The organism is Klebsiella sp. K47 (assembly GCF_051858335.1).
Classification (GTDB): Bacteria; Pseudomonadota; Gammaproteobacteria; order Enterobacterales; family Enterobacteriaceae; genus Klebsiella; species Klebsiella pneumoniae.
On record NZ_JBPYUI010000001.1, the window covers coordinates 110,941 to 134,035 of the forward strand.

The window sequence follows — 23,095 nt, forward strand, 5'->3', positions numbered from 1 at the left end:
CATGACTGAACATACCACTAGCTACTATGCCGCCAGCGCCAACAAGTATGAACCATTCCCGACGCTGGAGGGATCCATCAACTGTGACGTCTGCGTCGTCGGCGGCGGCTACACCGGCCTCTCGTCTGCCCTGCATCTGGCCGAAATGGGCTACGACGTGGTGGTGCTGGAAGGGGCGCGCATCGGCTTCGGCGCCAGCGGCCGCAACGGCGGTCAGCTGGTCAACTCCTATAGCCGCGATATCGACGTCATTGAAAAGAACTACGGCCCGGATGCGGCAAAAATGCTCGGCAGCATGATGTTCGAAGGCGGCGATATCATCCGCGAACGCATCCAGCGGTATCAGATCCAGTGCGATTACCGCCCGGGCGGCCTGTTCGTGGCGATGAACCATAAACAGCTGGAAACCCTGGAAGAGCAGAAAGCCAACTGGGAGCGCTACGGCAACACCCAGCTGGAGCTGCTGGACAGAGAGGCCATTCGTCGCGAAGTGGACAGCGACCGCTACGTCGGCGCCCTGCTCGACCACAGCGGCGGCCATATTCACCCGCTGAACCTTGCCATCGGCGAAGCGGATGCCATTCGCATGAACGGCGGCCGGGTGTATGAGCAGTCGCCGGTCACCCGCATCCAGCACACCAGCCCGGCGGTGGTCAGCACCGCGCGCGGCCAGGTCACCGCGCGCTACGTGATCGTCGCCGGCAACGCCTATCTCGGCGATAAACTGGAGCCGGAGCTGGCGAAACGCAGCATGCCGTGCGGCACCCAGGTGGTCACTACCGCTCCGCTGTCGGAAGAGGTCGCCCGCTCGCTGATCCCGAAAAACTACTGTGTGGAAGACTGTAACTACCTGCTGGACTACTACCGTCTGACCGGCGACAACCGTCTGCTGTACGGCGGCGGCGTGGTCTACGGCGCGCGCGATCCGGACGACGTGGAGCGGCTGATTATGCCGAAACTGCTGAAAACCTTCCCGCAGCTGCAGGGGGTGAAAATTGACTACCGCTGGACGGGCAACTTCCTGCTAACCCTGTCGCGGATGCCGCAGTTCGGGCGTCTCGATAACAATATTTACTACATGCAGGGCTACAGCGGCCACGGCGTGACCTGTACCCACCTTGCCGGACGCTTGATTTCAGAGCTGCTGCGCGGCGACGCCGAGCGTTTCGACGCCTTCGCCAAACTGCCGCACTACCCGTTCCCGGGCGGCCGCAGCCTGCGCATTCCTTTTACCGCCATGGGCGCCGCCTACTACAGCCTGCGCGACCGCCTTGGGGTTTAATCGCCTCTGCCGACGGCGCTGGCCGTCGGCTCATGCTGCGGATAGTGCAGCTGAAAGTAGTGGCGCAGAAACTCCACGGTGGTGCGGATTTTGGCCGACGTCGCCAGCCGGGAGACGTAAACCGCCCAGACGTTGGCCGGCTGCCAGTAGTCCGGCAGCACCTGCACCAGATGTCCGCTGGCGATATTCTCCCGGACGTCCCACCACGAACGGAGCGCAATCCCCTGCCCGTCCAGACACCACTGATGCACAATTTCACCATGGTTGGAGGAGAGCGGCCCGGTTACCTTGATGGCGTGCTGGCCCTCTTTGCTATGCAATTGCCAGACGCCGAACGGATGATCGCGCTCTTTAATCACCAGGCAGGGTAACGCGGCCAGATCGCTCAGCTGTTTCGGCGGCGCATGGCGGGCAAGGAACTGCGGCGAGGCGCAGAGTACGCGGTGATTGGCCGCCAGCTGGCGGGCAATCAGATTCGGTGCGATATCGTCGCCGACGCGAATATCGAGATCCACCCCTTCATTGACTAAATCCACCAGCCGGTCCTGGACATCGAAACGCAGCTCCAGCTGCGGGTACTGGAGAGCCAGCGCCGACAGCGCCGGGGCGACAACCCGACGGCCAAAGCCGAAGCTACTGATAATACGCAGCGTTCCCTGCGGCACCTGGCGCACGTCGGAAAGCTCATCCATCATCTCATCGACATCCTGCAAAATGCGCTGCGCCCATTCATAGATCCGCTCCCCCTCTTCGGTAATGGTGACCCGACGGGTGGTCCGGTGCAGCAACATCACATTCAGGGTTTGCTCCAGCAGCGAAACCCGCTTGCTGACGAACGCCGGCGATACGCCAAGCTCCTCGGCGGCGGCGGCGAACCCGGCCCGGCGAGCGACCAGCATAAAGACGCGTAAATCATTTAGCAGCGGCAGATTATTCATGATCTGTGTTTTATGTTTCACCAGTTAGCGTGATTAATTATGAACCAGTCAATTATAGGATAGGCAGGTGGTCAAACATCATCGTTAAAAAGTGAGAACCGGAATGAAAAAAACCTGTCGTATTGCCGCCATCCCGGGTGACGGAATTGGCAAAGAAGTTCTGCCTGAAGGGATTCGCGTGCTGCAAGCCGCCGCACAGCGTTGGGATCTGTCGCTGAGCTTCGAGCAGATGGAGTGGGCAAGCTGCGAATATTACGCCCATTATGGCAAGATGATGCCGGACGACTGGCGCGAGCAGCTGCAGGGCTTCGATGCTATCTACTTCGGCGCCGTCGGCTGGCCGGATACCGTTCCCGACCACATTTCGCTGTGGGGGTCGCTGCTGAAGTTCCGCCGCGAGTTCGATCAATACGTCAACCTGCGCCCGGTGCGCCTGTTCCCCGGCGTCCCCTGCCCGCTGGCGGGTAAAAAGGCCGGCGATATTGATTTTTACGTGGTGCGCGAAAATACCGAAGGCGAATATTCCGCCCTTGGCGGCCGCGCCAATGAAGGCACCGAGCATGAAGTGGTGATTCAGGAGTCGGTCTTTACCCGCCGCGGCGTGGACCGGATCCTGCGCTACGCCTTCGAACTGGCGAAAAGCCGCCCACGCAAAACGCTGACCTCCGCAACCAAATCCAACGGTCTGGCGATCAGCATGCCCTACTGGGATGAGCGGGTGGAAGAGATGGCCAAAAACTATCCCGAAATTCGCTGGGACAAGCAGCATATCGATATCCTGTGTGCCCGCTTCGTGCTGCAGCCGGAGCGTTTTGACGTGGTGGTCGGCTCCAACCTGTTCGGCGATATTCTCTCCGATCTCGGCCCGGCCTGTACCGGCACTATCGGCATTGCGCCGTCGGCCAATCTCAATCCGGAGCGCAATTTCCCGTCGCTGTTCGAACCGGTTCACGGGTCGGCGCCGGATATTTACGGTAAAAATATCGCCAACCCGATAGCCACCGTTTGGGCCGGGGCGATGATGCTCGATTTCCTCGGCAACGGCGATGAGCGCTACCACGCCGCTCACGATGGCATTCTGGCGGCGATTGAGCAGACGATCGCCTGCGGACCGAAAACTCCGGACATGAAAGGCAGTGCCTCAACGCAGCAGGTCAGCGACGCTATCTGTAAGGCCATTTTGGCGTAATTACTCCGGCCGCCCCCCGGTGGCGCTGCGCTTACCGGGGCTACAATAGCACGAGAATATCGCCCGGGTATGGCGTTACCCGCCACCCGGCAAAAAACGGCACCGCGAGTAGCCCGGGTAAGGCGTAGCCGCTACCCGGGAAAACCCGCGCGCCTGGTCCGCCAACTCCCCTCTCTTTTCGCTATGCAGAATCCCCCACGATTGACAAGTGAACCGCATCACAGCGGTGAACTTTATTAATTCCTGAAAGGACAGAACCTGCGCCAATTCACCTTTTATTATTTCCGTTTCGTGTTTTATTGCTTCACGAAACGGCCAATTGTTTAATTCATGTAACGAAGAAATAATCCAATTGTTAATAGCATCTTGCTACGAACCCTGACCCTACAGCGTGATAACAACGACAGGCTAAAGCCACCGACGGGCAATCATGCCCAGGAGATCACTCATGTTGAGCAACGTAAAGAAAAAAGATGTGCCGCTGATTGCCATCAGCCTGGCGGCCATTGTTTTCATCGCCGCTACATTAAGTCTCTTCCCCCAGCAAACCGCGCAGGCGGCTGATTCGATTTTTAACGGCGTGACCCGCCTGCTGGGTTCCACGGTACAGGTACTGGTGCTGCTGGCGCTGGGACTGGTGTTGTATCTGGCCACCAGCAAATACGGCAATATCCGTCTCGGCGAAGGTAAAGTCGAATACAGTACCCTCTCATGGCTGTTTATGTTTATCTGCGCCGGTCTCGGCTCCTCCACGCTGTACTGGGGCGTTGCCGAATGGGCTTATTACTACCAGACCCCGGGCCTGAACATTGCCCCGCAATCGCCGAAAGCGCTGGAATACAGCATCCCTTACTCTTTCTTCCACTGGGGGGTTAGCGCCTGGGCAACCTATACCCTCGCCTCGCTGATCATGGCCTATCACTTCCACGTGCGGAAAAATAAAGGCCTCAGCCTCTCCGGGATCGTTTCGGCGATCACCGGCGTTAATCCGCAAGGTTTCTGGGGCCGTCTGGTCGATCTGATGTTCCTGATCGCTACCGTCGGCGCGTTAACCATTTCGCTGGTAGTCACCGCCGCCACCTTCACCCGCGGCCTGTCAGCGCTGACCGGACTGCCGGATAACTTCACCGTGCAGGCATTTGTGATCCTGCTCTCCGGCGGTATTTTCTGCATGAGTTCGTGGATTGGCATCAACAACGGCCTGCAGCGCCTGAGCAAAATGGTCGGCTGGGGGGCGTTTCTGCTGCCGTTGGTGGTATTACTGGTTGGCCCGACCGAATTCATCACCAATAACGTCATTAACGCCGTCGGCCTGACGACCCAAAACTTCCTGCAGATGAGCCTGTTTACCGACCCGCTCGGCGACGGCGCCTTTACCCGCAACTGGACCGTCTTCTACTGGCTGTGGTGGATCTCCTATACCCCAGGCGTGGCGATGTTCGTCACCCGCGTCTCCCGCGGGCGCAAAATCAAAGAGGTGATCTGGGGACTGCTCCTCGGTAGCACCGCCGGCTGCTGGTTTTTCTTCGGGGTGATGGAAAGCTATGCCATGCATCAGTTCGTCAACGGCGTGATTAACGTACCACAGGTGATGCAGACTCTCGGCGGCGAAACCGCCGTCCAGCAGGTCCTGATGTCGCTGCCGGCAGGTAAGCTGTTCCTCGCCGCCTATCTGTTCGTGATGATTGTTTTCCTCGCCTCGCACATGGATGCGGTGGCCTACACCATGGCGGCGACCAGTACCCGCAACCTGCGCGAAGGCGAGGATCCGGATCGCGGCATGCGCCTGTTCTGGTGCGTGGTGATCACCCTCATCCCGCTGTCGATTCTGTTTACCGGCGCTTCGCTTGAGACCATGAAAACTACCGTGGTGCTGACCGCCCTACCGTTCCTGGCCATTTTACTGATTAAAACCGGCGGCTTCGTGCGCTGGTTAAAACAGGACTACGCCCACGTTCCGGTCCATCAGATAGAAACCCATACCCCCGAGCCCATTATTAAAGCCGAGACGCTGCCGGTTGGCGCGGTACTCAAAGGCGACGGCCAGTCGCTGTAAAACCTCTTACTGACAATAATCACAAGGAGACCCTACATGAGCAATTTGAGCCCTGACTTCACCCTGCCGATTAACTTTTGCGCTAATCCGCAGGATGCCTGGACCATTCCGGCCCGTTTTTATACCGACAGCCAGGCGTTTGAGCACGAGAAAGAGCGCATCTTCGCCAATAGCTGGATTTGCGTCGCCCACGGCAGCGAGGTCGCCCGGCCGAACGATTACATTACCCGGGAGATCATCGGCGAAAATATCGTTATAGTCCGCGGCCGCGACAACATTCTGCGCGCCTTCTATAACGTCTGCCCACACCGCGGCCACCAGCTACTGAGCGGCGAGGGCAAAGCCAAAAACGTGATTACCTGCCCCTATCACGCCTGGGCCTTCAAGCTGGACGGCAATCTCGCCCACGCCCGCAACTGCGAAAACGTGGCGAATTTCGATAGCGAAAAGGCAACGCTGGTGCCGGTTCGCCTGGAAGAGTATGCCGGCTTTGTGTTTATCAATATGAATCCGGAAGCGGAGAGTGTGGAAACGCAGCTACCGGGGCTGCAGGACAAAGTGCTGGAAGCCTGTCCGGACGTGCATGATCTGAAACTGGCGGCGCGCTTTACCACCCTCACCCCGGCGAACTGGAAAAATATCGTCGATAACTATCTGGAATGTTACCACTGCGGTCCGGCGCACCCGGGCTTCTCGGATTCCGTCCAGGTTGACCGCTACTGGCACACCATGCACGGCAAATGGACGCTGCAGTATGGCTTCGCCAAACCGTCCGAGCAGTCGTTTAAATTCGAAGAGGGTACCGACGCCGCGTTTCACGGTTTCTGGCTGTGGCCGTGCACCATGTTCAACGTCACGCCGATCAAGGGCATGATGACCGTTATCTATGAATTCCCGGTGGATGAAGAGACCACTCTGCAGAATTACGACATCTATTTCACCAACGAAGAGCTGACTGACGATCAGAAAGCGCTGATTGAGTGGTATCGCGACGTGTTCCGCCCGGAAGATTTACGCCTGGTGGAAAGCGTACAGAAGGGGCTGAAGTCCCGCGGCTATCGCGGCCAGGGGCGCATTATGGCGTATAACAGCGGCAGCGGTATCTCCGAGCACGGGATCGCGCATTTCCACAATCTGGTCGCCCAGGTGTTCCAGCCGTAATCGTTGAAGGAGCTTGCTATGTCTGTGTTTCACTCAGATCTGTTTCGCCAGCAGGCGCTGATTGCCGGAAGCTGGCGCGACGCCGCCGACGGCACGACGCTTGCCGTCAGCAATCCTTCCACCGGCGCGACGCTCGGCCAGATCCCCAATATGGGGCGTGCGGAAGCGCAACAGGCAGTGGATGCCGCCGCGGCCGCGCTGCCGGGCTGGCGCGCGTTCACCGCCGCCCAGCGCGCCGCGCTATTGAAAAACTGGCACCGCCTGATCCTCGAAAACAAGACCGCGCTGGCGCAGATCATGACCGCCGAGCAGGGCAAGCCGCTGGCGGAAGCGGAAGGCGAAATCGCCTATGCCGCCTCGTTTATCGAGTGGTTTGCCGAACAAGGGAAACGCGCCAACGGCGAGATAATCCCCTCCCCCGGCGCCGATAAACGCCTGATGGTGATCCGCCAGGGGGTAGGCGTCTGCGCGGCGATCACCCCGTGGAACTTCCCGGCGGCGATGATCACCCGGAAGGCCGGCCCGGCGCTGGCCGCGGGTTGTACGATGGTGATTAAGCCGGCTAACGAAACGCCGTTTACCGCGCTGGCGATGGCTGAGCTGGCGAATCAGGCCGGGATCCCGCAGGGCGTCATTAACGTCGTTACCGGCCAGTCGCGAGAGATTGGCGCGGTGTTCACCGGCGATGAGCGGGTGCGTAAGCTCTCCTTTACCGGCTCGACCGAAGTTGGCCGCGTGCTGATGCGCCAGTGCGCGGAATCCATCAAAAAGCTCTCTTTAGAGCTCGGCGGTAACGCGCCGTTTATCGTCTTTGACGATGCCGATATCGATAAAGCGGTCGAGGGCGCGCTGATCGCCAAGTTCCGTAACGCCGGGCAAACCTGCGTCTGTGTCAACCGCTTCTATATTCATCGCGCCGTCTACGACCAATTCTGCGATAAGTTCGTCGCCCGTGTCGCCGCCCTGAAAGTGGGCGATGGCAGCGAGTCCGATGTACAGATTGGCCCGCTGATCAACGCCGAGGCCGGGCGCAAAGTGCAGTCCCTGCTCGACGACGCCCTGAGCCGCGGCGCCACGCTGTTAACTGGCGGTAAAGCGCATCCGCTGGGCGGTAATTTCTTCACCCCTACGGTGATCGGCGACGTACAGCCGGGGTCACTGCTGCTGCAGGAAGAGATTTTCGGCCCGGTGGCGGCGCTGGTGAAATTTGACGATGAGCAGCAGGTCATCGAGCAGGCGAATAACACCATCTACGGTCTCGCCTCCTATTTTTACAGCAACGATGCCGCCCGTATCTGGCGCGTCTCCGAGCAGCTGGAATACGGCATGGTCGGTATCAATACCGGGCTAATTTCCAACGAGGTCGCGCCATTTGGCGGGGTAAAGCAGTCCGGTCTTGGCCGCGAAGGGTCGGAACACGGAATCGAAGATTACCTGGAGATGAAGTATCTCTGCCAGGGGTTGTAAATGTGCTCTCCCGGCGATGGCGCTAGCCACGCCGGGATTTTTTGATGGAGTTCAGCGATGTCTGATTATCAAATGTTTGAGGCGGTCGTTCGCGATGTTGAACAGATCACCCCTCTTGTGAAGCGTTTTACGCTGGTGTCGCCGACCGGCGCCCCGCTGCCGGCATTCAGCGGCGGCAGCCATATTATCGTCCAGATGCAGGATGGCGAGCAGCGCTACAGTAACGCCTATTCGCTAATGAGCTCGCCGCTGGATACCACCAGCTGGCAGATTGCGGTGCGTCTTGAGTCGCCTTCCAAAGGCGGCTCGCGTTTTATGCACCAGCGGGTGCGCCCGGGCGATACCCTGACGGTGTCCACGCCCAACAATCTGTTCGCCATCGACCCACAGGCGCGAAAACATCTGCTGATCGCCGGCGGCATCGGCATTACGCCATTCTTATCGCATATTCCGGAACTGGAACAGCGACAGGCCGACTGGCAGCTGCATTACTGTTTTCACGACGCCGACAGTAATGCTTTCGTCGATACGCTTCGCGCTGCGCCATGGCGCGATCGGGTCAATGTTCATGTATCAGCGCTCGGCAGCCGTCTCGACCTACCGCGCCTGTTCGCCGACCTCGAGCCAGGAACCCACGTGTATACCTGCGGCCCAGCGGCGCTTAACGAGGCGGTGAAAGCCGCCGCCGAACGCCATCAGGTGCCCGCCAGCCAGCTGCACTTTGAGCAGTTTATCCTTGAGGATAAAAGCGGAGAGGCATTTACCCTGGTGCTGGCGCGTTCCGGACGCGAATTTACCGTGCCGCAGGATATGACCATTTTGCAGGTGATCGAGAATAACAAAGCGGCGAAGGTCGAATGCCTGTGCCGAGAAGGGGTGTGCGGCACCTGCGAAACGATGATTCTGGAAGGGGAAGCCGACCACCGCGATCAGTATTACAGCGAGGAAGAGAAAGCCAGCCAGCAGAGTATGCTGATCTGCTGCTCACGCGCCAAAGGCGGCCGGTTAGTGCTGGATTTGTAAAGCGCACACCGGCAAAACGGCGGTGAGATGGACTGACCCCGCGGAATTGTTCCAACGTACTACCACTCCATGGCGACGAGGTCAGTGGCGCGGATACTATCGGCTTCATCCTCCGCCTGATTAGCTTTCTGTGCGGCACCGGCGATAGCCGGCGCCGCCTGCTCAGGGATTAGCCGCTAAATACCCGCGCCTTGCCGCTGACCGTCAGTCGCACCATCGCGCCGGGCTGCCACGCGGCCTGGCTGACGGTGCGATCGCCAAGAAACAACGCCGTCTCTTCATCCACCGGCTGCGAGTGATTGCCTTTTCCCTGGCGCTGATGGTATTTCTTGCTGGCGTGTTCGTCATTAACTGGCAACCGGGTCCTGACACTTAGCCCTGAGTCTTTGCCTGATGACCCTCTGTTACTGCTCCCGGCCAGAATGATGGTCAATAAGCGGCCGGTGCTGATCTATCAGACGCGCTTAGCGCCGATCAGGGTGATTGTCACGATCAGCGACATCCATCTGCGCGATGCGCTATATAGCGATACCGATAACAACGGGCTGGCACTCTGGGTGCAGAACCAAATGATTGCCAGATATGGCGATGTTAAGCCGCTGGCTGCGGACCCACACCAGGAGGTATTTACCTCGCCCGCTGGCAAAACAGCACGACGCCAGCGCGCTCGCCCGCGGAATTTATTCCGTTGGCCGAACGTACCGGCTTAATTATTCCCCTAACCCGCAGCCTGATGGCTCAGGTCAACGCGCAGATGAGACCACTCTTTAGTAAACTACCGGATGGGTTTCATATTGGCCTGAATATCAGCGTGTCACATATTAACGCGCCGACGTTTATCGATGACTGCCTGCACTATCAGCGCGGCTTTGAGGGTAAAGCGGTGAAGCTGATGCAGGAGATCACGGAGCAGGAGCCGCTGTTGCTCAACGGGGCGGTTGTGGACAAGCTCAATACGTTACACTCCCGCGGGTTTTCCGTCGCGCTGGACGACTTTGGCACCGGCTATTCCGGGCTTTCCTGTCTCCACGAGCTGATTTTCGACTATATCAAAATCGATCAGAGTTTTGTCGGCCGGGTAACCGGGGAGGCGCCGGCAAGCAAGCTGCTGGACTGCGTGATAGAGATGGCGCGGACGCTTTCACTGCGCATCATTGCCGAGGGCGTCGAAACCGAGGCCCAACGGGATTATCTTAATCGCCAGAATATTCATCTGCTGCAGGGCTACTATTTCTGAAAGCCGATGCCCTACGTCGCGCTGGTCATGCTCCTGCTGAGCAAACCGAAGGCGCGGATTGTCGAAGAATAAGCGGGCGTTGTGAAAAGTCCTGCCATGCGACGGGCTATATATCCATCAGCGCTGTGGGAATGAAAACGTCGTCGGTCGCTGTCCGGGTCATGCACGACCGACCGGACAAAGCAAGAAGGGGTTACCTTTCGGTAACCCCTTCTTTTATATGGCGGAAGCGCAGAGATTCGAACTCTGGAACCCTTTCGGGTCGCCGGTTTTCAAGACCGGTGCCTTCAACCGCTCGGCCACACTTCCGGTGTGAGGCGCACTATAAACACCTCGGCGGATGCTGTAAAGCATCATTTTGATCAACTGCCTTAAAAACAAACAATTTTGTGTTATTCGTCTGAATTTCAGGCAGTTTGCACAGAAAATCAACGCCCATCGCCGCTGGCGGATGGGTGTTTTTTAATGTACATGTCTTTGGTGTAGTAATACCCCAGCTTATCCGGCGTGAAGCCCCCTACCCAAGGTTTCACCAGATGGGTACGTACATAGTGATAGACCGGAATGGCGGGAACATCCTGCGCCAGCAGATCTTCCGCCTGCTGATAGTATTTGCCCCGGGTCGCCACGTCGGAGGCTTTCGCCGCATTGCGCAGGGCCTCATCGTAAGCAGGGTTGCTGTACTGACTGGTGTTCTCGCTATCACCGGTACGGAAAGTATTGAGGAAGGTGGCGGCATCGTCGTAGTCGGCAATCCACGCGTAGCGGACGGCGTCGAAGTTATGCGTATGCATGGTATCCAGCATCGTCTTCCACTCCTGGTTCTGTAGCTTCGCCTCGACGCCGAGGTTTTTCTTCCACATAGAGCTGGCGGCAATGGCGATACGCTGGTGCGACTCAGAGGTGTTATAGAGCAGGGTAAAGACCAGCGGATGGCTTTCATCATACCCCGCCTGCGCCAGCAGTTTTTTCGCCTCGGCAATCCGTTTCTCACGCGGCCAGCTGGCGTAGTCCGGGTTATGCAGCGTCACGCCGCCGATATCCGGCTGACCGATCAGCCAGGCCGGGCGCTGGCCCTGGCCAAGCACTTTTCCGGCAATGATATCTTTATCAAGCGCCATATTCAGCGCGCGACGCACATGGGCGTCGTTAAACGGCGGCCGGGTAGTATTGAATTCGTAGTAATAGGTCGCCAGCTGCGGCGAAACGTCCAGCTGGTCGCCCATGGTTTTCTGCAACTGCGCAAACTGATTGATCGGCACCGTATAGACAATATCAATCTCCCCTGTTTTGTAGCGGTTGACATCGGCGGCCTCCGAAGAGATTGGCAGGTAAGTCACTTTATTAATAACGGTATGCGCATTATCCCAGTACTTTGCATTACGTTCAGCCACCAGCCGCTCATTCACCACCCATTGGGACAGCTTATACGGGCCGCTGGTGACGATATGCTCTGGTCGGGTCCATTTATCGGCATACCGCTCCACCAGCACTTTGTCGATCGGTACCAGCGAAGGGTGCGCCAGCATCGCCAGGAAGGCGGCATTCGGCTGGGTCAGAGTGACCTGCAGCGTGGTGTCGTTCAGCGCTTTCACCCCCAACGTCTCGGGTCCCTTTTGCCCGAGGGCAATCTCGCGGGCGTTGGCGATATGCATATTGCCAGGGTAGCTCGCGTAGGGGGAGGCTGTTGCCGGCGAGACCAGCCGTTGCCAGCTCCAGACGATATCCTGCGCTGTAATGGCCGTGCCGTCAGACCAGGTCAGACCGGGGCGTAAATGAAAGGTCCATAACAGGTTGTCTTTGTTTTCCCAGCGTTCCGCCAGTCGCGGCTGGATCGCTCCCGCTGGCGACACGTTAACCAGCCCTTCAAAGAGATCGCTAATGATATTAAATTCAACATCGCTCTCGACTTTATGCGGATCGAGTGACGCCGGTTCACTGCCGTTATTTCTGACCAGCTCCTGCTTTTCCGCCAGCTGGGTGCCCGGCGGCACCTGCGCCGCCAGCGCCCCGCCGCTCATAGCCAGCATACTGACAGCCAGGAGTGTTCGGGTGATGTGATTTTTTTTGTGTAATGTCATTTCCCTTTGCCTTTGACGTACGGGGTAATCCCCCTCTTCCACACTTAGTCGCAGAAGTGCCATAAGGCAATATTTTTCAGTGACCTATAAGATTTCGATCGGCTCAGCGACGCGAAAAGCGAAAATATATCGCTTTTCCCTATCTATATAGAATTTTATGCCAGGCAAAAGCGGTAAAAACTAAGTAAAGATGGGTAAAAGCATTAGGGCTTCACGCTTGTTTTTCTTATTCTTTATCCCTAATTACATCTGTCATAAGAGAGTGACTCATGGATCGCATAATTACATCATCGCGTGACCGTTCCTCGCTGCTCAGCACGCACAAGGTTCTGCGTAACACCTACTTCCTGCTCAGCCTGACGCTGGCGTTTTCCGCTATCACCGCCACCGCCAGCACAGTGCTGATGCTCCCTTCGCCGGGTCTCATTTTGACCCTCGTGGGGATGTACGGTCTGATGTTCCTGACCTACAAAACGGCGAATAAACCCACCGGGATTATTTCCGCCTTCGCCTTCACCGGGTTCCTCGGCTATATCCTTGGGCCGATGCTGAACGCGTATCTTTCTGCCGGCATGGGCGATTTAATCGGCCTGGCGCTGGGCGGCACGGCGCTGGTCTTCTTCTGCTGCTCGGCCTATGTGCTGACGACGCGTAAAGACATGTCATTCCTTGGCGGGATGCTGATGGCCGGCGTGGTGGTCGTCCTGATTGGTATGGTCGCTAACCTGTTCCTGCAGCTGCCGGCGCTGCACCTGGCGATTAGCGCGGTGTTCATCCTGATCTCTTCGGGTGCCATCCTGTTCGAGACCAGCAACATTATCCGCGGCGGTGAAACCAACTATATCCGCGCGACGGTCAGTCTGTATGTTTCGCTGTACAACATCTTTGTCAGCCTGCTGAGCATCCTGGGCTTCGCCAGCCGGGACTAACCGCTCCCCTGCTTAACAGAGGCCTCGCTTATGCGGGGCCTTTTTTTTTGCTACACTGCGGCCAGTTTCAGGCGGTATGTGAAAAATCATGTTTATTTTTGAAGGCAACGAAATTGAAACGGATAGCGAAGGCTATCTGAAAGATACCACCCAGTGGAGCGAGGCGATGGCGGAAGTCATTGCCGCGCAGGAAGGGATAACGCTCGCCGTTGAACACTGGGAAGTAGTGCGCTTTGTGCGCGAGTTTTACCTTGAATTTAACACCTCCCCGGCGATCCGTATGCTGGTCAAGGCGATGGCCAACAAGTTTGGCGAAGAGAAAGGCAACAGCCGCTATCTCTATCGCCTGTTCCCGAAAGGACCCGCCAAACAGGCGACTAAAATCGCCGGCTTGCCGAAGCCGGTGAAGTGCATCTAATAGAGGATCGCGAATTTGTCCCAGCTGCGGGTGGGTTGATGGGGCTCGGTTAACACTCGGTCAACCCGCGCGCTGCGCGGCCCCCCGGCTTTCAGCCAGGCGATGAGTTTTTCCACCTGCTCCGCCTCGCCGCAGGCAAGCACTTCCACCCCGCCGTCATCCAGATTACGGGCATAACCGGTCACCCCCAGCTGCAGCGCTTCCCGCTGCGTGGAATAGCGAAATCCCACGCCCTGAACCGAACCGTAAACCCATGCCATTGTGCAGATACTGGCCATAATCATCTCCTTTTCGCTCACGCTATACGCTGAGGATAGCAAATTCGTTCAGCGTACATGCTTCGGCAGTAAACCATAATGCTGACGGAAGCGCGCGGTAAAGCGCGATCCCGACTGATATCCGCTGTTCTGCGCAATTTCGCCTATTGGCCGCGAGGTGGTCTGCAGCTGCCCCAGGGCGTGGGCCATCCGCACCTCCTCGACGATCTGGCGAAAACTCTGCGATTCCTGCTGCAGCCGACGGCGCAGCGTGGACTCGCCGAGAAAGAGCATTTTCGCCACCCGCGACACGCTCCATGCCTGCGCCGGCGACAGCATAATCAGCTGCCGCACCTGCGCCGACAGATCCTGCTGCCGCTCGACGAGCAGCGGGCCCGCATAGCCAGCCTCATGCAGGGCCAGCAGCAGCCCCATGGTCTGGTGCTGCTGCAGCGCGACGGACAATCCCTCCCGCACCGCCTGCAGAACGCTTTGCCACATAAACGCCAGCTCTGTCGTCACCGGTGCGCAGAGCGAGGTCAGGCGCCCTGGCGGTGGTTCGCTGAGATAACGAGTCTTAAACCTCGTCAGCAGCTCGGGCGTCAGCGATAGCAGATCGGAGCAAAATAGGCCATTCTCCGGCTGGTTAATCACCTCCAGTTCCACGTCAGCTGGCAAAACAATCAGCTGTTGCGGAGTCGCCAGCACCCGGCTCTCCCCTTGCACAATCACTTTGCTGCCGCGTTTCACCCGACAGAGCGCCGGGGAGAACAGCCGCACGCGATGCAGTCTGCATAGCCGTCGGGTGGTGATCTCCGCCGCGGTTAAGGCGTTATGCTGAAAGTGGATACTCTCCATCAGACCGACCTTTTATTTTAACGCCCGGCCATCGCCGTCAACTGTGCGCTGGCGAGAGCATGGCTATGTAACAGATAGCCGACCAGCGCCCCGCTGGCCCCGGCATCCACCGGCAGCGTGGGGACATCCAGCGCCCATACCGTAAAGCGATAGCGGTGCGGTTTATCTCCCGCCGGCGGACAGGCGCCGCCGAAGCCGGCATAGCCAAAATCGTTGCGGCCCTGGACCGCTCCGCCCGGCAGTGTAGCGCTGTTTTTATCTCCCGCGCCAGCGGGCAGCGAAAAGACGCTGCTGGCGATATTGACCACCGTCCAGTGCCACCAGCCGCTGCCGGAAGGCGCATCGGGATCCCGGACGGTGACCGCGAAGCTGCGCGTACCCGCCGGGGCGTTTTTCCATGCCAGCTGCGGAGAGACATTGCCTCCGGTACAGCCGAAACCGGCAAACCAGTGCTGCTGGGCCAGCGGCTGCCCGTCACGCATATCATTGCTGCTTACGCTAAACGGCGCGGCCATCGCGCCGCTGCTCACAGCCGTTACCATCGCCACAGCCATGCGGATACCTGTTTTCATCGTCTGCTCCTCGTTGGGGTGAGAAAACAGGGTATGAGAGTCCGCACCAGCTGAATGTGCCGAAGCGCCTGCATTTTGTGCCGAAACGCTCACCTGTGCCTGCCGGGCGAAAGATGCTTGCGTGCGCCAGGTGTGCTAATCTACGCGCCATTTTTCGGTGCCGACATTCCCGTTGCTTAAAGGTAGCCCCATGACAGATTCCCTATTCCCCCGCTTAGTGTTAGCCAAAGGACGCGAGAAATCCCTGCTGCGTCGCCATCCGTGGATATTCTCCGGCGGCGTCGCCCGCATGGAAGGTAAAGCCCGCAGCGGTGAAACCATCGATATCGTTGACCATCAGGGAAAATGGCTGGCCCGCGGCGCTTACTCGCCGTCGTCGCAGATCCGCGCCCGCGTGTGGACCTTCGACCGCAATGAAGCCATCGATAGCGCCTTCTTTGAACGCCGTCTGAAGCAGGCGCAAACCTGGCGTGCCTGGCTGGCCGAGCGCGATGGCCTCGACAGCTACCGCCTGATCGCCGGCGAGTCCGATGGCCTGCCGGGCGTCACTATCGACCGCTTTGGCAACTTTTTCGTGCTGCAGCTGCTCAGCGCAGGCGCCGAATACCAGCGCGCCGCCATCATCAGCGCCCTGCAGAACCTGTTCCCGGACTGCGCCATTTACGATCGCAGCGATGTCGCCGTGCGTAAAAAAGAGGGACTGGAGCTGGCCCAGGGGCCGGTGGTGGGCGAACTGCCCCCGGCGCTGCTGCCGATCACCGAGCACGGCATGAAGCTGTTGGTCGATATCCAGGGCGGGCACAAGACCGGCTACTACCTCGACCAGCGTGACAGCCGCCTGGCCACCCGCCGCTATGTCGCGGATAAACGGGTGCTGAACTGCTTCTCCTACACCGGCGGCTTTGCGGTGTCGGCGCTGATGGGCGGCTGCCGCCAGGTCACCAGCGTGGATACCTCGCAGGAGGCGCTCGACGTTGCCCGCCAGAACGTGGAGATCAACGGACTGGATCTGTCCAAAGCGGAATTTGTGCGCGACGACGTGTTCAAACTGCTGCGCAAATACCGCGATCGGGGAGAGAAATTCGACGTGATCGTGATGGATCCGCCGAAGTTCGTGGAAAATAAAAGCCAGCTGATGGGCGCCTGCCGCGGCTATAAAGATATCAATATGCTGGCGATCCAGCTGCTGAACCCCGGCGGCGTGCTGCTGACATTCTCCTGCTCCGGGCTGATGACCACCGATTTATTTCAGAAAATCATCGCCGATGCCGCAATTGATGCCGGGCGTGATGTACAATTTATAGAACAGTTCCGTCAGGCTGCCGACCACCCGGTGATCGCAACCTACCCGGAAGGGCTGTATCTGAAGGGGTTTGCCTGTCGCGTCATGTAACTTGAAAAACGAAACATGAGCCTCATATAGGGAGTATTCATGTTTCCCAGGAGGTGCCTATGATAGCCAGCAAATTCGGTATCGGCCAACAGGTCCGCCATACGCTCTTGGGCTACCTGGGCGTCATCGTCGATGTCGATCCCGAGTATTCGCTCGCGGAGCCGGAAGAGGATGAAATTGCCGCCAATGACGAACTGCGCGCGGCGCCCTGGTACCATGTGGTGATGGAAGATGATGATGGCCAGCCGATTCACACCTATCTGGCAGAAGCGCAGCTGAGCAGCGAAACCCGCGACGAACACCCGGAACAGCCGTCCCTTGACGAACTGGCCAAAACGATTCGTCAGCAGCTGCAGGCTCCGCGCCTTCGCAACTAAAACAAAACCCCGCCAGGCGGGGTTTTTTGTTATTTTGCTAATCCCAGTCGCGGTAGTTCAATGGCCGGGCAGCGATCCATCACTACGCTCAATCCGGCTTCCCTGGCCAGCACCGCAGCCTGCTCATTGATCACCCCCAGCTGCAGCCATAGCGTTTTCGCGCCGATGGCTATCGCCTCCTGCGCTACGCCCCACGCCGCTTCTGAATTACGGAAGACATCAACCATGTCGACCTTTTCCGGAACGTCGGCGAGCGTCGCATACCCCTGTTGTCCCAGCAGCGTCTTGCCCGCCACCTTCGGCGAAACCGGGATAACGTGATACCCCTGATCCAGCAGATACTTCATGACCCGGTAGCTCGGACGGTCAGGCTTGTCGCTGGCTCCGACCAGCGCAATCGTCCGTGTCGAGGTCAGGATGCCAGCAATATCATTCTCTTTCATGGTTTCCTCCTGCTATTTCACCTAAGTGTATGCTAATCCGCAGCAGGGGGCCATCCAGCCTAACCCACAGATTCAGCAAAATTTTCATCCCCGATGCTTGCAGCGACAGCCACATTCAGTAATCTGTTTGCAGGTCAAAATGTGGAATGAAAATATGGAACTGACAACACGTACCCTGCCTGCGCAAAAACATATCGCGCTGGTGGCTCACGATCACTGCAAAGATATGCTGATGAAATGGGTTGCTCGCCATCAGGCGCTGCTGGCGCAACATATTTTGTATGCTACCGGCACTACCGGTAATCTCGTCTCCCGGGCTACCGGCCTGGAGGTTAATGCCATGCTGAGCGGTCCGATGGGCGGCGACCAGCAGGTGGGTGCCCTCATTTCAGAAGGCAAAATCGACGTGCTGATCTTCTTCTGGGATCCGCTGAACGCCGTTCCCCACGACCCGGATGTCAAAGCGTTGCTGCGCCTGGCCACCGTCTGGAACATTCCGGTCGCCACTAACGTCTCCACCGCTGACTTTATTATCCAGTCGCCGCACTTCGGTCAACCGCTCGATATTCTGATCCCGGATTATCCACGCTATCTTGCCGATCGCCTGAAATAATCGAGCCGCGATTACGGCTTCCTGGCCACGGGCACACCCAGCGCCTGCAGGATCTCGACAAACGGCGAAGGTTGCGCCTTGTTAAATAACAGCCATACCCGGTGACGAGCGCGGGTGAGCGCCACGTACAACAGTCTACGCTCCTCCGCATCCGGAAAATCTTCCGGCTGCGGCAGGAGCGCCTGCTCCATAATCGACTCGCGCGCCGGGGCCGGAAACGCATCCTCCCCATCCTGTAGTCCCAACACAATGACAAAGTCAGCCTGCTGACCTTTGCTGGCATGAATCGTCATAAAATCAAGCTGCAGGTGCGGCCAGCGCGTCGCCGCTTTGTTGAGCGCCTCAGGCTTCAGATGGTGATAACGGGCAAGCAGCAGGATGCGCTGCTCGGGCTTAACGTAACCGCTCAGCTTATCCAGAAGATCGTCCAGCTTGTCGTCGGCTAACAGCGTGACGGCCTTTTTATCACCTGCCATAAGGCTGTTCAGCGGTTTGCTTAACTGATGCGGATTTTGCTGGATAAAGCCATTGGCTATTTCGCCGATACGCCCGTTAAAGCGATAGGTGGTATCCAGCGCACAGCAATCCCCTTCGCCAAAGTAGTGGTTGAATGCGGTGGTCAGAGAAAGCTGCGCCCCGCTGAACCGGTAGATCGCCTGCCAGTCATCCCCGACGGCAAAGAGCGTGGTTTGGCTATTCTGCCGGCGTAACGCGGCCAACAGCGAGGCTCGCTGCGGCGAAATATCTTGAAATTCATCCACCAGAATGTGTTTCCATGGGCTGACGAAGCGGCCTTTATCGAGAATATTGACCGCCTGATGGATCAGGCCGGAAAAATCGACCGCATTCTCGGCCTTGAGCGCCGCCTTCCAGTCTTTCATCAGAGGCGACATCAGCTTCACCCGTTTACTGAACAGGTCGCGTACCGCTTCCGGCGCCCCGGCAATCATCTCCGCCTGGGAGCCGCCGTGCATGCGCATCAGGCTCACCCAGTGGTCAAGCCGGCTGGCCATCCGCCGCTGCACCTTTTTGTCCTGCCAGAAGTCCCCCTCCGGCAGTTGCCAGCCCATCTCTTCTTCCAGCCACAGGCGCCAACCTTTCGCCTGCGCTTTTTTCTCCTGGCACTGCTTTTGCCAGCTTTTCAGCAGCAATGCGTGGCGGGCCGCAGTATCGCTTTCCAGCTTACTGATAGTGGGCACTTTTTTGCTGCCCTGCTGAATAATATGCAACGCCAGCGAATGGAAAGTACGCGCGGTAATATCATCTGATGCCAGACGCTCGCGGATCCGCTCATCCATTTCCTGCGCCGCCTGGCGGCCGAATGCCAGCAGCAAAATTTGATCTGCCGCGGCTTCTCCCCGCGCCAGCAGCCAGCCCGCTCGCGCCACCAGTACCGAGGTTTTACCGCTGCCCGCTCCCGCTAGCACCAGCAGGGAGCGCTCGCCGTTCACTACCGCACGCGCTTGTGACGCATTGAGCGGGGACGACTCAACGCTATCAAAAAATTCGCGATATTGCTCCAGCATCGCCTCGGTAAAGGCCTGGTTATGGGCCAGACGCGTCGCTTCAATATCGCCTAACCAGCGCTGACACTCCCGCCACAGCTCCCGGCAGTTATCAAAGGCATCAAGCCGACTGGTGGGCATCGGCAAACCAGTCAACGCATGGCGTATATTATCCTGAACATCCGCCACCTGCTGACGGGTTAGCCACTTGCCTTCTGCGCGAGTGTGCTCGATCGTCGCCAGCTGCTGCTTCAGCACGCCGGCGGCGATATTGCTCATCTCCGTGCTCCACTGCTGCCAGAGTGTGTGTAAATGATGATAAAAGCGCTGCGTTTCACTCCACTCGGTACCGTGCAAACGCACGACTTTCCCGTCCGGTAGCACAAACTCCAGTTCGCCCCAGACCAGACCGCGCTTACAATGCACTGACAATAACTGATTGAAAGGGATAAGATACTCATGACGATCGCCGGAAACTTTTACCCCGGCGTTCAGTAGCTGCACCCGATCATAAGGGTGCTGAGCCATGCGTTTGCCCAATGTTGTCGCTTTAAGTTCCATATAATGTCGATTTTCAATCAGGGTGGATTGTTTTTCAGTTTAACCGCCCCGGACCAGGTGCTCCAGCGCAAAAAAACGTTACAATCATCAGGTCTTATTATCCACCGGGCAAAACCGAGGCTTTATGCGTACCATTCTGAATATTTTGAACTTTATCCTTGGCGGTTTCGCCACCACTCTAGGCTGGCTACTCGCCACCCTGGTCAGCATCATTCTGATTGTCACGCTGCCGCTGACTCGTTCCTGCTGGGAAATCACTCGCCTTTCGTTATTTCCCTACGGTAACGAGGCGATTCATGTTGACGAGCTCGAGCCGGGGCGCAAAAACGGTCTACTGAACGCCGGCGGTACCGTTCTGAACATTCTGTGGTTCATTTTTTTCGGCTGGTGGCTCTGCCTGATGCACATTTTCAGCGGTATAGCTCAGTGCCTGACTATCATAGGCATCCCGGTGGGGATCGCGAATTTCAAAATCGCCGCCATCGCCCTCTGGCCGGTGGGTCGCCGGGTCGTTTCTGTGGAAACCGCGCGTGCTGCGCGTGAAGCCAATGCGCGTCGTCGCTTTCAGTAACCGAACGGAACACGGACATGATTAGCCCCCTGCTACGCCGCTACACCTGGAACAGCGCCTGGCTTTATAACGTACGAATTTTTATCGCGCTCTGCGGCACAACGCTGTTTCCCTGGTGGATCGGCGAAGTCAAACTGACCATCCCCCTCACCCTCGGCGTCGTGGCTGCGGCTCTGACCGACCTTGACGACCGTCTGGCCGGCCGTCTGCGTAATCTTGCCATTACTCTGGTTTGCTTTTTTATCGCCTCCGCCTCCGTGGAGCTGCTGTTTCCGTGGCCGCCGCTGTTTGCCCTTGGTTTGACCGTGTCTACCATCGGCTTTATTTTGCTTGGCGGCCTCGGTCAGCGCTATGCGACCATTGCCTTCGGCGCCCTGCTTATCGCCATCTACACCATGCTCGGCGTCACGCTGTACGATCATTGGTATCTGCAGCCGTTGTTCCTGCTGGCGGGGGCCGTGTGGTACAACCTGCTGACGCTGTCCGGGCACCTGATCTTTCCGATTCGTCCATTGCAGGACAACCTGGCGCGTAGCTATGAGCAGCTGGCCCGCTATCTTGAGCTCAAATCCCGGCTGTTTGATCCTGACCTTGAGGATGAGAGCCAGGCGCCGCTGTACGATCTGGCGCTCGCTAATGGCCAGCTGGTAGCTACGCTTAACCAAACCAAGGTCTCGCTGCTAACCCGACTGCGAGGCGATCGGGGTCAGCGCGGCACCCGCCGCACCCTGCAGTACTACTTTGTGGCCCAGGATATTCATGAACGCGCCAGCTCATCGCATATTCAGTATCAAACCCTACGCGATCAATTTCGCTATAGCGATGTGATGTTCCGTTTCCAGCGTATGCTTTCGATGCAGGCGCAGGCCTGCCAGAAACTGTCGCGGGCGATTCTGTTACGCGAACCCTATCAGCATGATGCCCATTTTGAACGGGCGTTCATGCATCTCGATGCGGCACTTGAGCGCGTGCGCGCCGGCGGCGCATCCGACGAGCAGCTCAACGCCCTCGGGTATTTACTGAATAACCTGCGCGCTATCGATGCTCAGCTGGCCACCATTGAATCGGTGCAAACCACCGCGCCTGCCGGGAGTAATACCGAGACGCTGCTGGCCGACGACAGACTCGGCGGTCTGAGCGATATCTGGCTGCGCCTGCAGCGCAATATGTCGCCAGAGTCGGCCCTTTTCCGCCACGCAGTACGTATGTCGTTGGTGCTCTGCGCCGGCTATGCCTTTATCCAGTTTACCGGGCTCCAGCATGGCTACTGGATCCTGCTAACCAGCCTGTTCGTCTGTCAGCCGAACTATAACGCCACCCGCCATCGCCTGGCGCTAAGGATTATCGGCACGCTGGTTGGGGTGGCGATCGGCCTGCCGGTCCTGCTGCTGGTTCCCTCTGTTGAAGGGCAACTGCTGTTGATCGTCCTGACCGGCGTGCTGTTTTTTGCCTTCCGTAACGTGCAGTACGCCCATGCCACGATGTTTATTACGCTGCTGGTGCTGCTGTGCTTTAACCTGCTTGGCGAGGGCTTTGAAGTCGCGCTGCCGCGTATCATTGATACGCTGATCGGCTGCGCCATCGCCTGGGCAGCGGTCAGCTTCATCTGGCCGGACTGGAAATTCCGCAACCTGCCGCGGGTGCTGGACCGGGCAATGAACGCGAACTGCCGCTATCTGGACGCGATTCTGGAGCAGTATCATCAGGGCCGCGACAACCGGCTGGCCTACCGTGTCGCGCGTCGTGACGCCTACAACCGTGATGCTGAGCTGGCCTCCGTCGTCTCGAACTTATCGACTGAACCACGCGCGGATGCCACCCAGCGAGAAACCGCCTTTCGTCTGCTATGCCTCAACCACACGTTCACCAGCTATATCTCCGCTCTTGGCGCGCATCGGGAAAAACTGTCCACGCCGGAAATCCTCGCCCTGCTGGATGATGCAGTCTGTTATGTGGATGATGCCTTGCATCATACCCCCGCGGATGAACAGCGGGTGCAACAGGCTTTGAACAGCCTGCAAAGCCGGATCCATCATCTGGAACCGCGCGCGGACAGTAAGGAACCCTTGGTCTTACAGCAGATTGGCCTGCTGCTGGCGCTGCTGCCTGAAATCTGCCGCCTGCAGCAACGGGTCCACGCCCAAACCGAATAACAAGGCTTTTC

At 58.2% G+C, this 23,095-nt stretch carries 23 protein-coding genes and 1 tRNA gene; 15 read left to right on the forward strand and 9 right to left on the reverse strand.

The window, feature by feature from the left end; genetic code table 11:
• The first annotated feature begins 1 nt into the window (after position 1).
• On the forward strand, positions 2-1,282 hold the full coding sequence (locus RRF55_RS00590) for an NAD(P)/FAD-dependent oxidoreductase (protein WP_104456692.1): 1,281 nt from the start codon (positions 2-4) through the stop codon (positions 1,280-1,282).
• Here RRF55_RS00590 and RRF55_RS00595 read toward each other — a convergent pair.
• Entirely contained in the window at positions 1,279-2,241 is a 963-nt protein-coding gene (locus RRF55_RS00595) for a LysR substrate-binding domain-containing protein (protein WP_004221441.1), read from the reverse strand. The genes RRF55_RS00590 and RRF55_RS00595 overlap by 4 nt on opposite strands.
• An 82-nt stretch (positions 2,242-2,323) precedes the next feature.
• On the opposite strand from RRF55_RS00595, the gene RRF55_RS00600 reads away from it, so the two are divergent.
• The 5 genes from RRF55_RS00600 (at position 2,324) to RRF55_RS00620 (ending at position 9,116) form a co-directional block, all read left to right on the forward strand.
• Positions 2,324-3,409, forward strand: a complete 1,086-nt coding sequence (locus RRF55_RS00600) for a tartrate dehydrogenase (protein ID WP_016531254.1) — start codon at positions 2,324-2,326, stop codon at positions 3,407-3,409.
• 448 nt (positions 3,410-3,857) lie between these two features.
• A complete protein-coding gene (locus RRF55_RS00605; RefSeq protein ID WP_004183615.1) occupies positions 3,858-5,465 on the forward strand; it encodes a BCCT family transporter in 1,608 nt (535 codons plus the stop codon).
• Between the two features lie 36 nt (positions 5,466-5,501).
• On the forward strand, positions 5,502-6,626 hold the full coding sequence (gene yeaW / locus RRF55_RS00610; protein ID WP_064153102.1) for a carnitine monooxygenase, oxygenase subunit YeaW: 1,125 nt from the start codon (positions 5,502-5,504) through the stop codon (positions 6,624-6,626).
• Positions 6,627-6,644: 18 nt separating this feature from the next.
• Positions 6,645-8,093, forward strand: a complete 1,449-nt coding sequence (locus RRF55_RS00615; RefSeq protein ID WP_048331714.1) for an NAD-dependent succinate-semialdehyde dehydrogenase — start codon at positions 6,645-6,647, stop codon at positions 8,091-8,093.
• A 57-nt stretch (positions 8,094-8,150) separates the two neighbouring features.
• Positions 8,151-9,116: a PDR/VanB family oxidoreductase gene (locus RRF55_RS00620; RefSeq protein WP_021312901.1), complete on the forward strand. Its 966-nt coding sequence runs from the start codon at positions 8,151-8,153 to the stop codon at positions 9,114-9,116.
• 169 nt (positions 9,117-9,285) lie between these two features.
• Here the strand turns inward: RRF55_RS00620 and RRF55_RS00625 are convergent, their stop codons facing one another.
• Positions 9,286-9,474 (reverse strand): hypothetical protein, encoded by a 189-nt coding sequence (locus RRF55_RS00625; RefSeq protein WP_002898472.1) that lies wholly within the window; start codon positions 9,472-9,474, stop codon positions 9,286-9,288.
• A 64-nt stretch (positions 9,475-9,538) separates the two neighbouring features.
• On the opposite strand from RRF55_RS00625, the gene RRF55_RS00630 reads away from it, so the two are divergent.
• Positions 9,539-9,826 (forward strand): hypothetical protein, encoded by a 288-nt coding sequence (locus RRF55_RS00630; protein ID WP_004191035.1) that lies wholly within the window; start codon positions 9,539-9,541, stop codon positions 9,824-9,826.
• Complete coding sequence (locus tag RRF55_RS00635) at positions 9,805-10,353, forward strand: EAL domain-containing protein (protein WP_102000101.1); 549 nt, start codon at positions 9,805-9,807, stop codon at positions 10,351-10,353. The genes RRF55_RS00630 and RRF55_RS00635 overlap by 22 nt, the downstream gene beginning before the upstream one ends.
• Before the next feature lie 221 nt (positions 10,354-10,574).
• Here RRF55_RS00635 and RRF55_RS00640 read toward each other — a convergent pair.
• A tRNA-Ser gene (locus RRF55_RS00640) sits at positions 10,575-10,662 on the reverse strand.
• Between the two features lie 119 nt (positions 10,663-10,781).
• Positions 10,782-12,434, reverse strand: coding sequence for an ABC transporter substrate-binding protein (locus RRF55_RS00645; protein WP_032414751.1), 1,653 nt, complete (start codon positions 12,432-12,434; stop codon positions 10,782-10,784).
• Positions 12,435-12,703: 269 nt separating this feature from the next.
• Here RRF55_RS00645 and yccA point away from each other — a divergent pair, with 269 nt between their 5' ends.
• Together yccA and tusE are read left to right on the forward strand one after the other, a co-directional pair.
• Positions 12,704-13,363, forward strand: a complete 660-nt coding sequence (gene yccA, locus RRF55_RS00650) for an FtsH protease modulator YccA (protein ID WP_002898458.1) — start codon at positions 12,704-12,706, stop codon at positions 13,361-13,363.
• Between the two features lie 88 nt (positions 13,364-13,451).
• Positions 13,452-13,781 carry a sulfurtransferase TusE gene (gene tusE, locus RRF55_RS00655; protein ID WP_002898457.1) on the forward strand — a complete coding sequence of 110 codons (330 nt, stop codon included), beginning with the start codon at positions 13,452-13,454 and terminating at the stop codon, positions 13,779-13,781.
• Here tusE and yccX read toward each other — a convergent pair.
• Genes yccX through RRF55_RS00670 form a run of 3 tightly spaced genes read right to left on the reverse strand, consistent with a single transcriptional unit; the run spans position 13,778 to position 15,468 of the window.
• Positions 13,778-14,059 carry an acylphosphatase gene (gene yccX, locus RRF55_RS00660; protein WP_004150835.1) on the reverse strand — a complete coding sequence of 94 codons (282 nt, stop codon included), beginning with the start codon at positions 14,057-14,059 and terminating at the stop codon, positions 13,778-13,780. The genes tusE and yccX overlap by 4 nt on opposite strands.
• Before the next feature lie 48 nt (positions 14,060-14,107).
• Positions 14,108-14,896, reverse strand: coding sequence for an AraC family transcriptional regulator (locus tag RRF55_RS00665; protein WP_004183586.1), 789 nt, complete (start codon positions 14,894-14,896; stop codon positions 14,108-14,110).
• A 17-nt stretch (positions 14,897-14,913) separates the two neighbouring features.
• Positions 14,914-15,468 carry a YbhB/YbcL family Raf kinase inhibitor-like protein gene (locus RRF55_RS00670; RefSeq protein ID WP_020804579.1) on the reverse strand — a complete coding sequence of 185 codons (555 nt, stop codon included), beginning with the start codon at positions 15,466-15,468 and terminating at the stop codon, positions 14,914-14,916.
• A 190-nt stretch (positions 15,469-15,658) separates the two neighbouring features.
• Between RRF55_RS00670 and rlmI the strand changes: the two genes are divergently transcribed.
• Positions 15,659-16,861 carry a 23S rRNA (cytosine(1962)-C(5))-methyltransferase RlmI gene (rlmI, locus tag RRF55_RS00675; RefSeq protein ID WP_004176645.1) on the forward strand — a complete coding sequence of 401 codons (1,203 nt, stop codon included), beginning with the start codon at positions 15,659-15,661 and terminating at the stop codon, positions 16,859-16,861.
• Between the two features lie 59 nt (positions 16,862-16,920).
• Positions 16,921-17,238 (forward strand): heat shock protein HspQ, encoded by a 318-nt coding sequence (hspQ, locus tag RRF55_RS00680; RefSeq protein ID WP_002898441.1) that lies wholly within the window; start codon positions 16,921-16,923, stop codon positions 17,236-17,238.
• 29 nt (positions 17,239-17,267) lie between these two features.
• On the opposite strand, the gene RRF55_RS00685 is transcribed toward hspQ, so the two are convergent.
• Complete coding sequence (locus RRF55_RS00685) at positions 17,268-17,681, reverse strand: CoA-binding protein (protein WP_004144085.1); 414 nt, start codon at positions 17,679-17,681, stop codon at positions 17,268-17,270.
• A 154-nt stretch (positions 17,682-17,835) separates the two neighbouring features.
• On the opposite strand from RRF55_RS00685, the gene mgsA reads away from it, so the two are divergent.
• Positions 17,836-18,294, forward strand: a complete 459-nt coding sequence (mgsA, locus tag RRF55_RS00690) for a methylglyoxal synthase (protein ID WP_004224034.1) — start codon at positions 17,836-17,838, stop codon at positions 18,292-18,294.
• A gap of 11 nt (positions 18,295-18,305) precedes the next feature.
• Here the strand turns inward: mgsA and helD are convergent, their stop codons facing one another.
• Positions 18,306-20,360, reverse strand: coding sequence for a DNA helicase IV (gene helD, locus RRF55_RS00695; RefSeq protein WP_032103554.1), 2,055 nt, complete (start codon positions 20,358-20,360; stop codon positions 18,306-18,308).
• A gap of 124 nt (positions 20,361-20,484) precedes the next feature.
• Between helD and RRF55_RS00700 the strand changes: the two genes are divergently transcribed.
• Both RRF55_RS00700 and yccS read left to right on the forward strand, forming a co-directional pair.
• Positions 20,485-20,931, forward strand: a complete 447-nt coding sequence (locus RRF55_RS00700; RefSeq protein ID WP_002898425.1) for a YccF domain-containing protein — start codon at positions 20,485-20,487, stop codon at positions 20,929-20,931.
• 17 nt (positions 20,932-20,948) lie between these two features.
• Positions 20,949-23,084, forward strand: coding sequence for a YccS family putative transporter (yccS, locus tag RRF55_RS00705; protein WP_002898422.1), 2,136 nt, complete (start codon positions 20,949-20,951; stop codon positions 23,082-23,084).
• Positions 23,085-23,095 lie beyond the last annotated feature (11 nt).

Bases quoted from the DNA above. Each gene is read 5' to 3' on its own strand.
- RRF55_RS00590 (WP_104456692.1), top strand. From the start codon at position 2: ATGACTGAACATACCACTAGCTACTATGCCGCCAGCGCCAACAAGTAT.
- RRF55_RS00600 (WP_016531254.1), top strand. From the start codon at position 2,324: ATGAAAAAAACCTGTCGTATTGCCGCCATCCCGGGTGACGGAATTGGC.
- RRF55_RS00605 (WP_004183615.1), top strand. From the start codon at position 3,858: ATGTTGAGCAACGTAAAGAAAAAAGATGTGCCGCTGATTGCCATCAGC.
- yeaW (WP_064153102.1), top strand. From the start codon at position 5,502: ATGAGCAATTTGAGCCCTGACTTCACCCTGCCGATTAACTTTTGCGCT.
- RRF55_RS00615 (WP_048331714.1), top strand. From the start codon at position 6,645: ATGTCTGTGTTTCACTCAGATCTGTTTCGCCAGCAGGCGCTGATTGCC.
- RRF55_RS00620 (WP_021312901.1), top strand. From the start codon at position 8,151: ATGTCTGATTATCAAATGTTTGAGGCGGTCGTTCGCGATGTTGAACAG.
- RRF55_RS00630 (WP_004191035.1), top strand. From the start codon at position 9,539: ATGATGGTCAATAAGCGGCCGGTGCTGATCTATCAGACGCGCTTAGCG.
- RRF55_RS00645 (WP_032414751.1), bottom strand. From the start codon at position 12,434: ATGACATTACACAAAAAAAATCACATCACCCGAACACTCCTGGCTGTC.
- yccA (WP_002898458.1), top strand. From the start codon at position 12,704: ATGGATCGCATAATTACATCATCGCGTGACCGTTCCTCGCTGCTCAGC.
- tusE (WP_002898457.1), top strand. From the start codon at position 13,452: ATGTTTATTTTTGAAGGCAACGAAATTGAAACGGATAGCGAAGGCTAT.
- yccX (WP_004150835.1), bottom strand. From the start codon at position 14,059: ATGGCCAGTATCTGCACAATGGCATGGGTTTACGGTTCGGTTCAGGGC.
- RRF55_RS00665 (WP_004183586.1), bottom strand. From the start codon at position 14,896: ATGGAGAGTATCCACTTTCAGCATAACGCCTTAACCGCGGCGGAGATC.
- RRF55_RS00670 (WP_020804579.1), bottom strand. From the start codon at position 15,468: ATGAAAACAGGTATCCGCATGGCTGTGGCGATGGTAACGGCTGTGAGC.
- rlmI (WP_004176645.1), top strand. From the start codon at position 15,659: ATGACAGATTCCCTATTCCCCCGCTTAGTGTTAGCCAAAGGACGCGAG.
- hspQ (WP_002898441.1), top strand. From the start codon at position 16,921: ATGATAGCCAGCAAATTCGGTATCGGCCAACAGGTCCGCCATACGCTC.
- RRF55_RS00685 (WP_004144085.1), bottom strand. From the start codon at position 17,681: ATGAAAGAGAATGATATTGCTGGCATCCTGACCTCGACACGGACGATT.
- mgsA (WP_004224034.1), top strand. From the start codon at position 17,836: ATGGAACTGACAACACGTACCCTGCCTGCGCAAAAACATATCGCGCTG.
- helD (WP_032103554.1), bottom strand. From the start codon at position 20,360: ATGGAACTTAAAGCGACAACATTGGGCAAACGCATGGCTCAGCACCCT.
- RRF55_RS00700 (WP_002898425.1), top strand. From the start codon at position 20,485: ATGCGTACCATTCTGAATATTTTGAACTTTATCCTTGGCGGTTTCGCC.
- yccS (WP_002898422.1), top strand. From the start codon at position 20,949: ATGATTAGCCCCCTGCTACGCCGCTACACCTGGAACAGCGCCTGGCTT.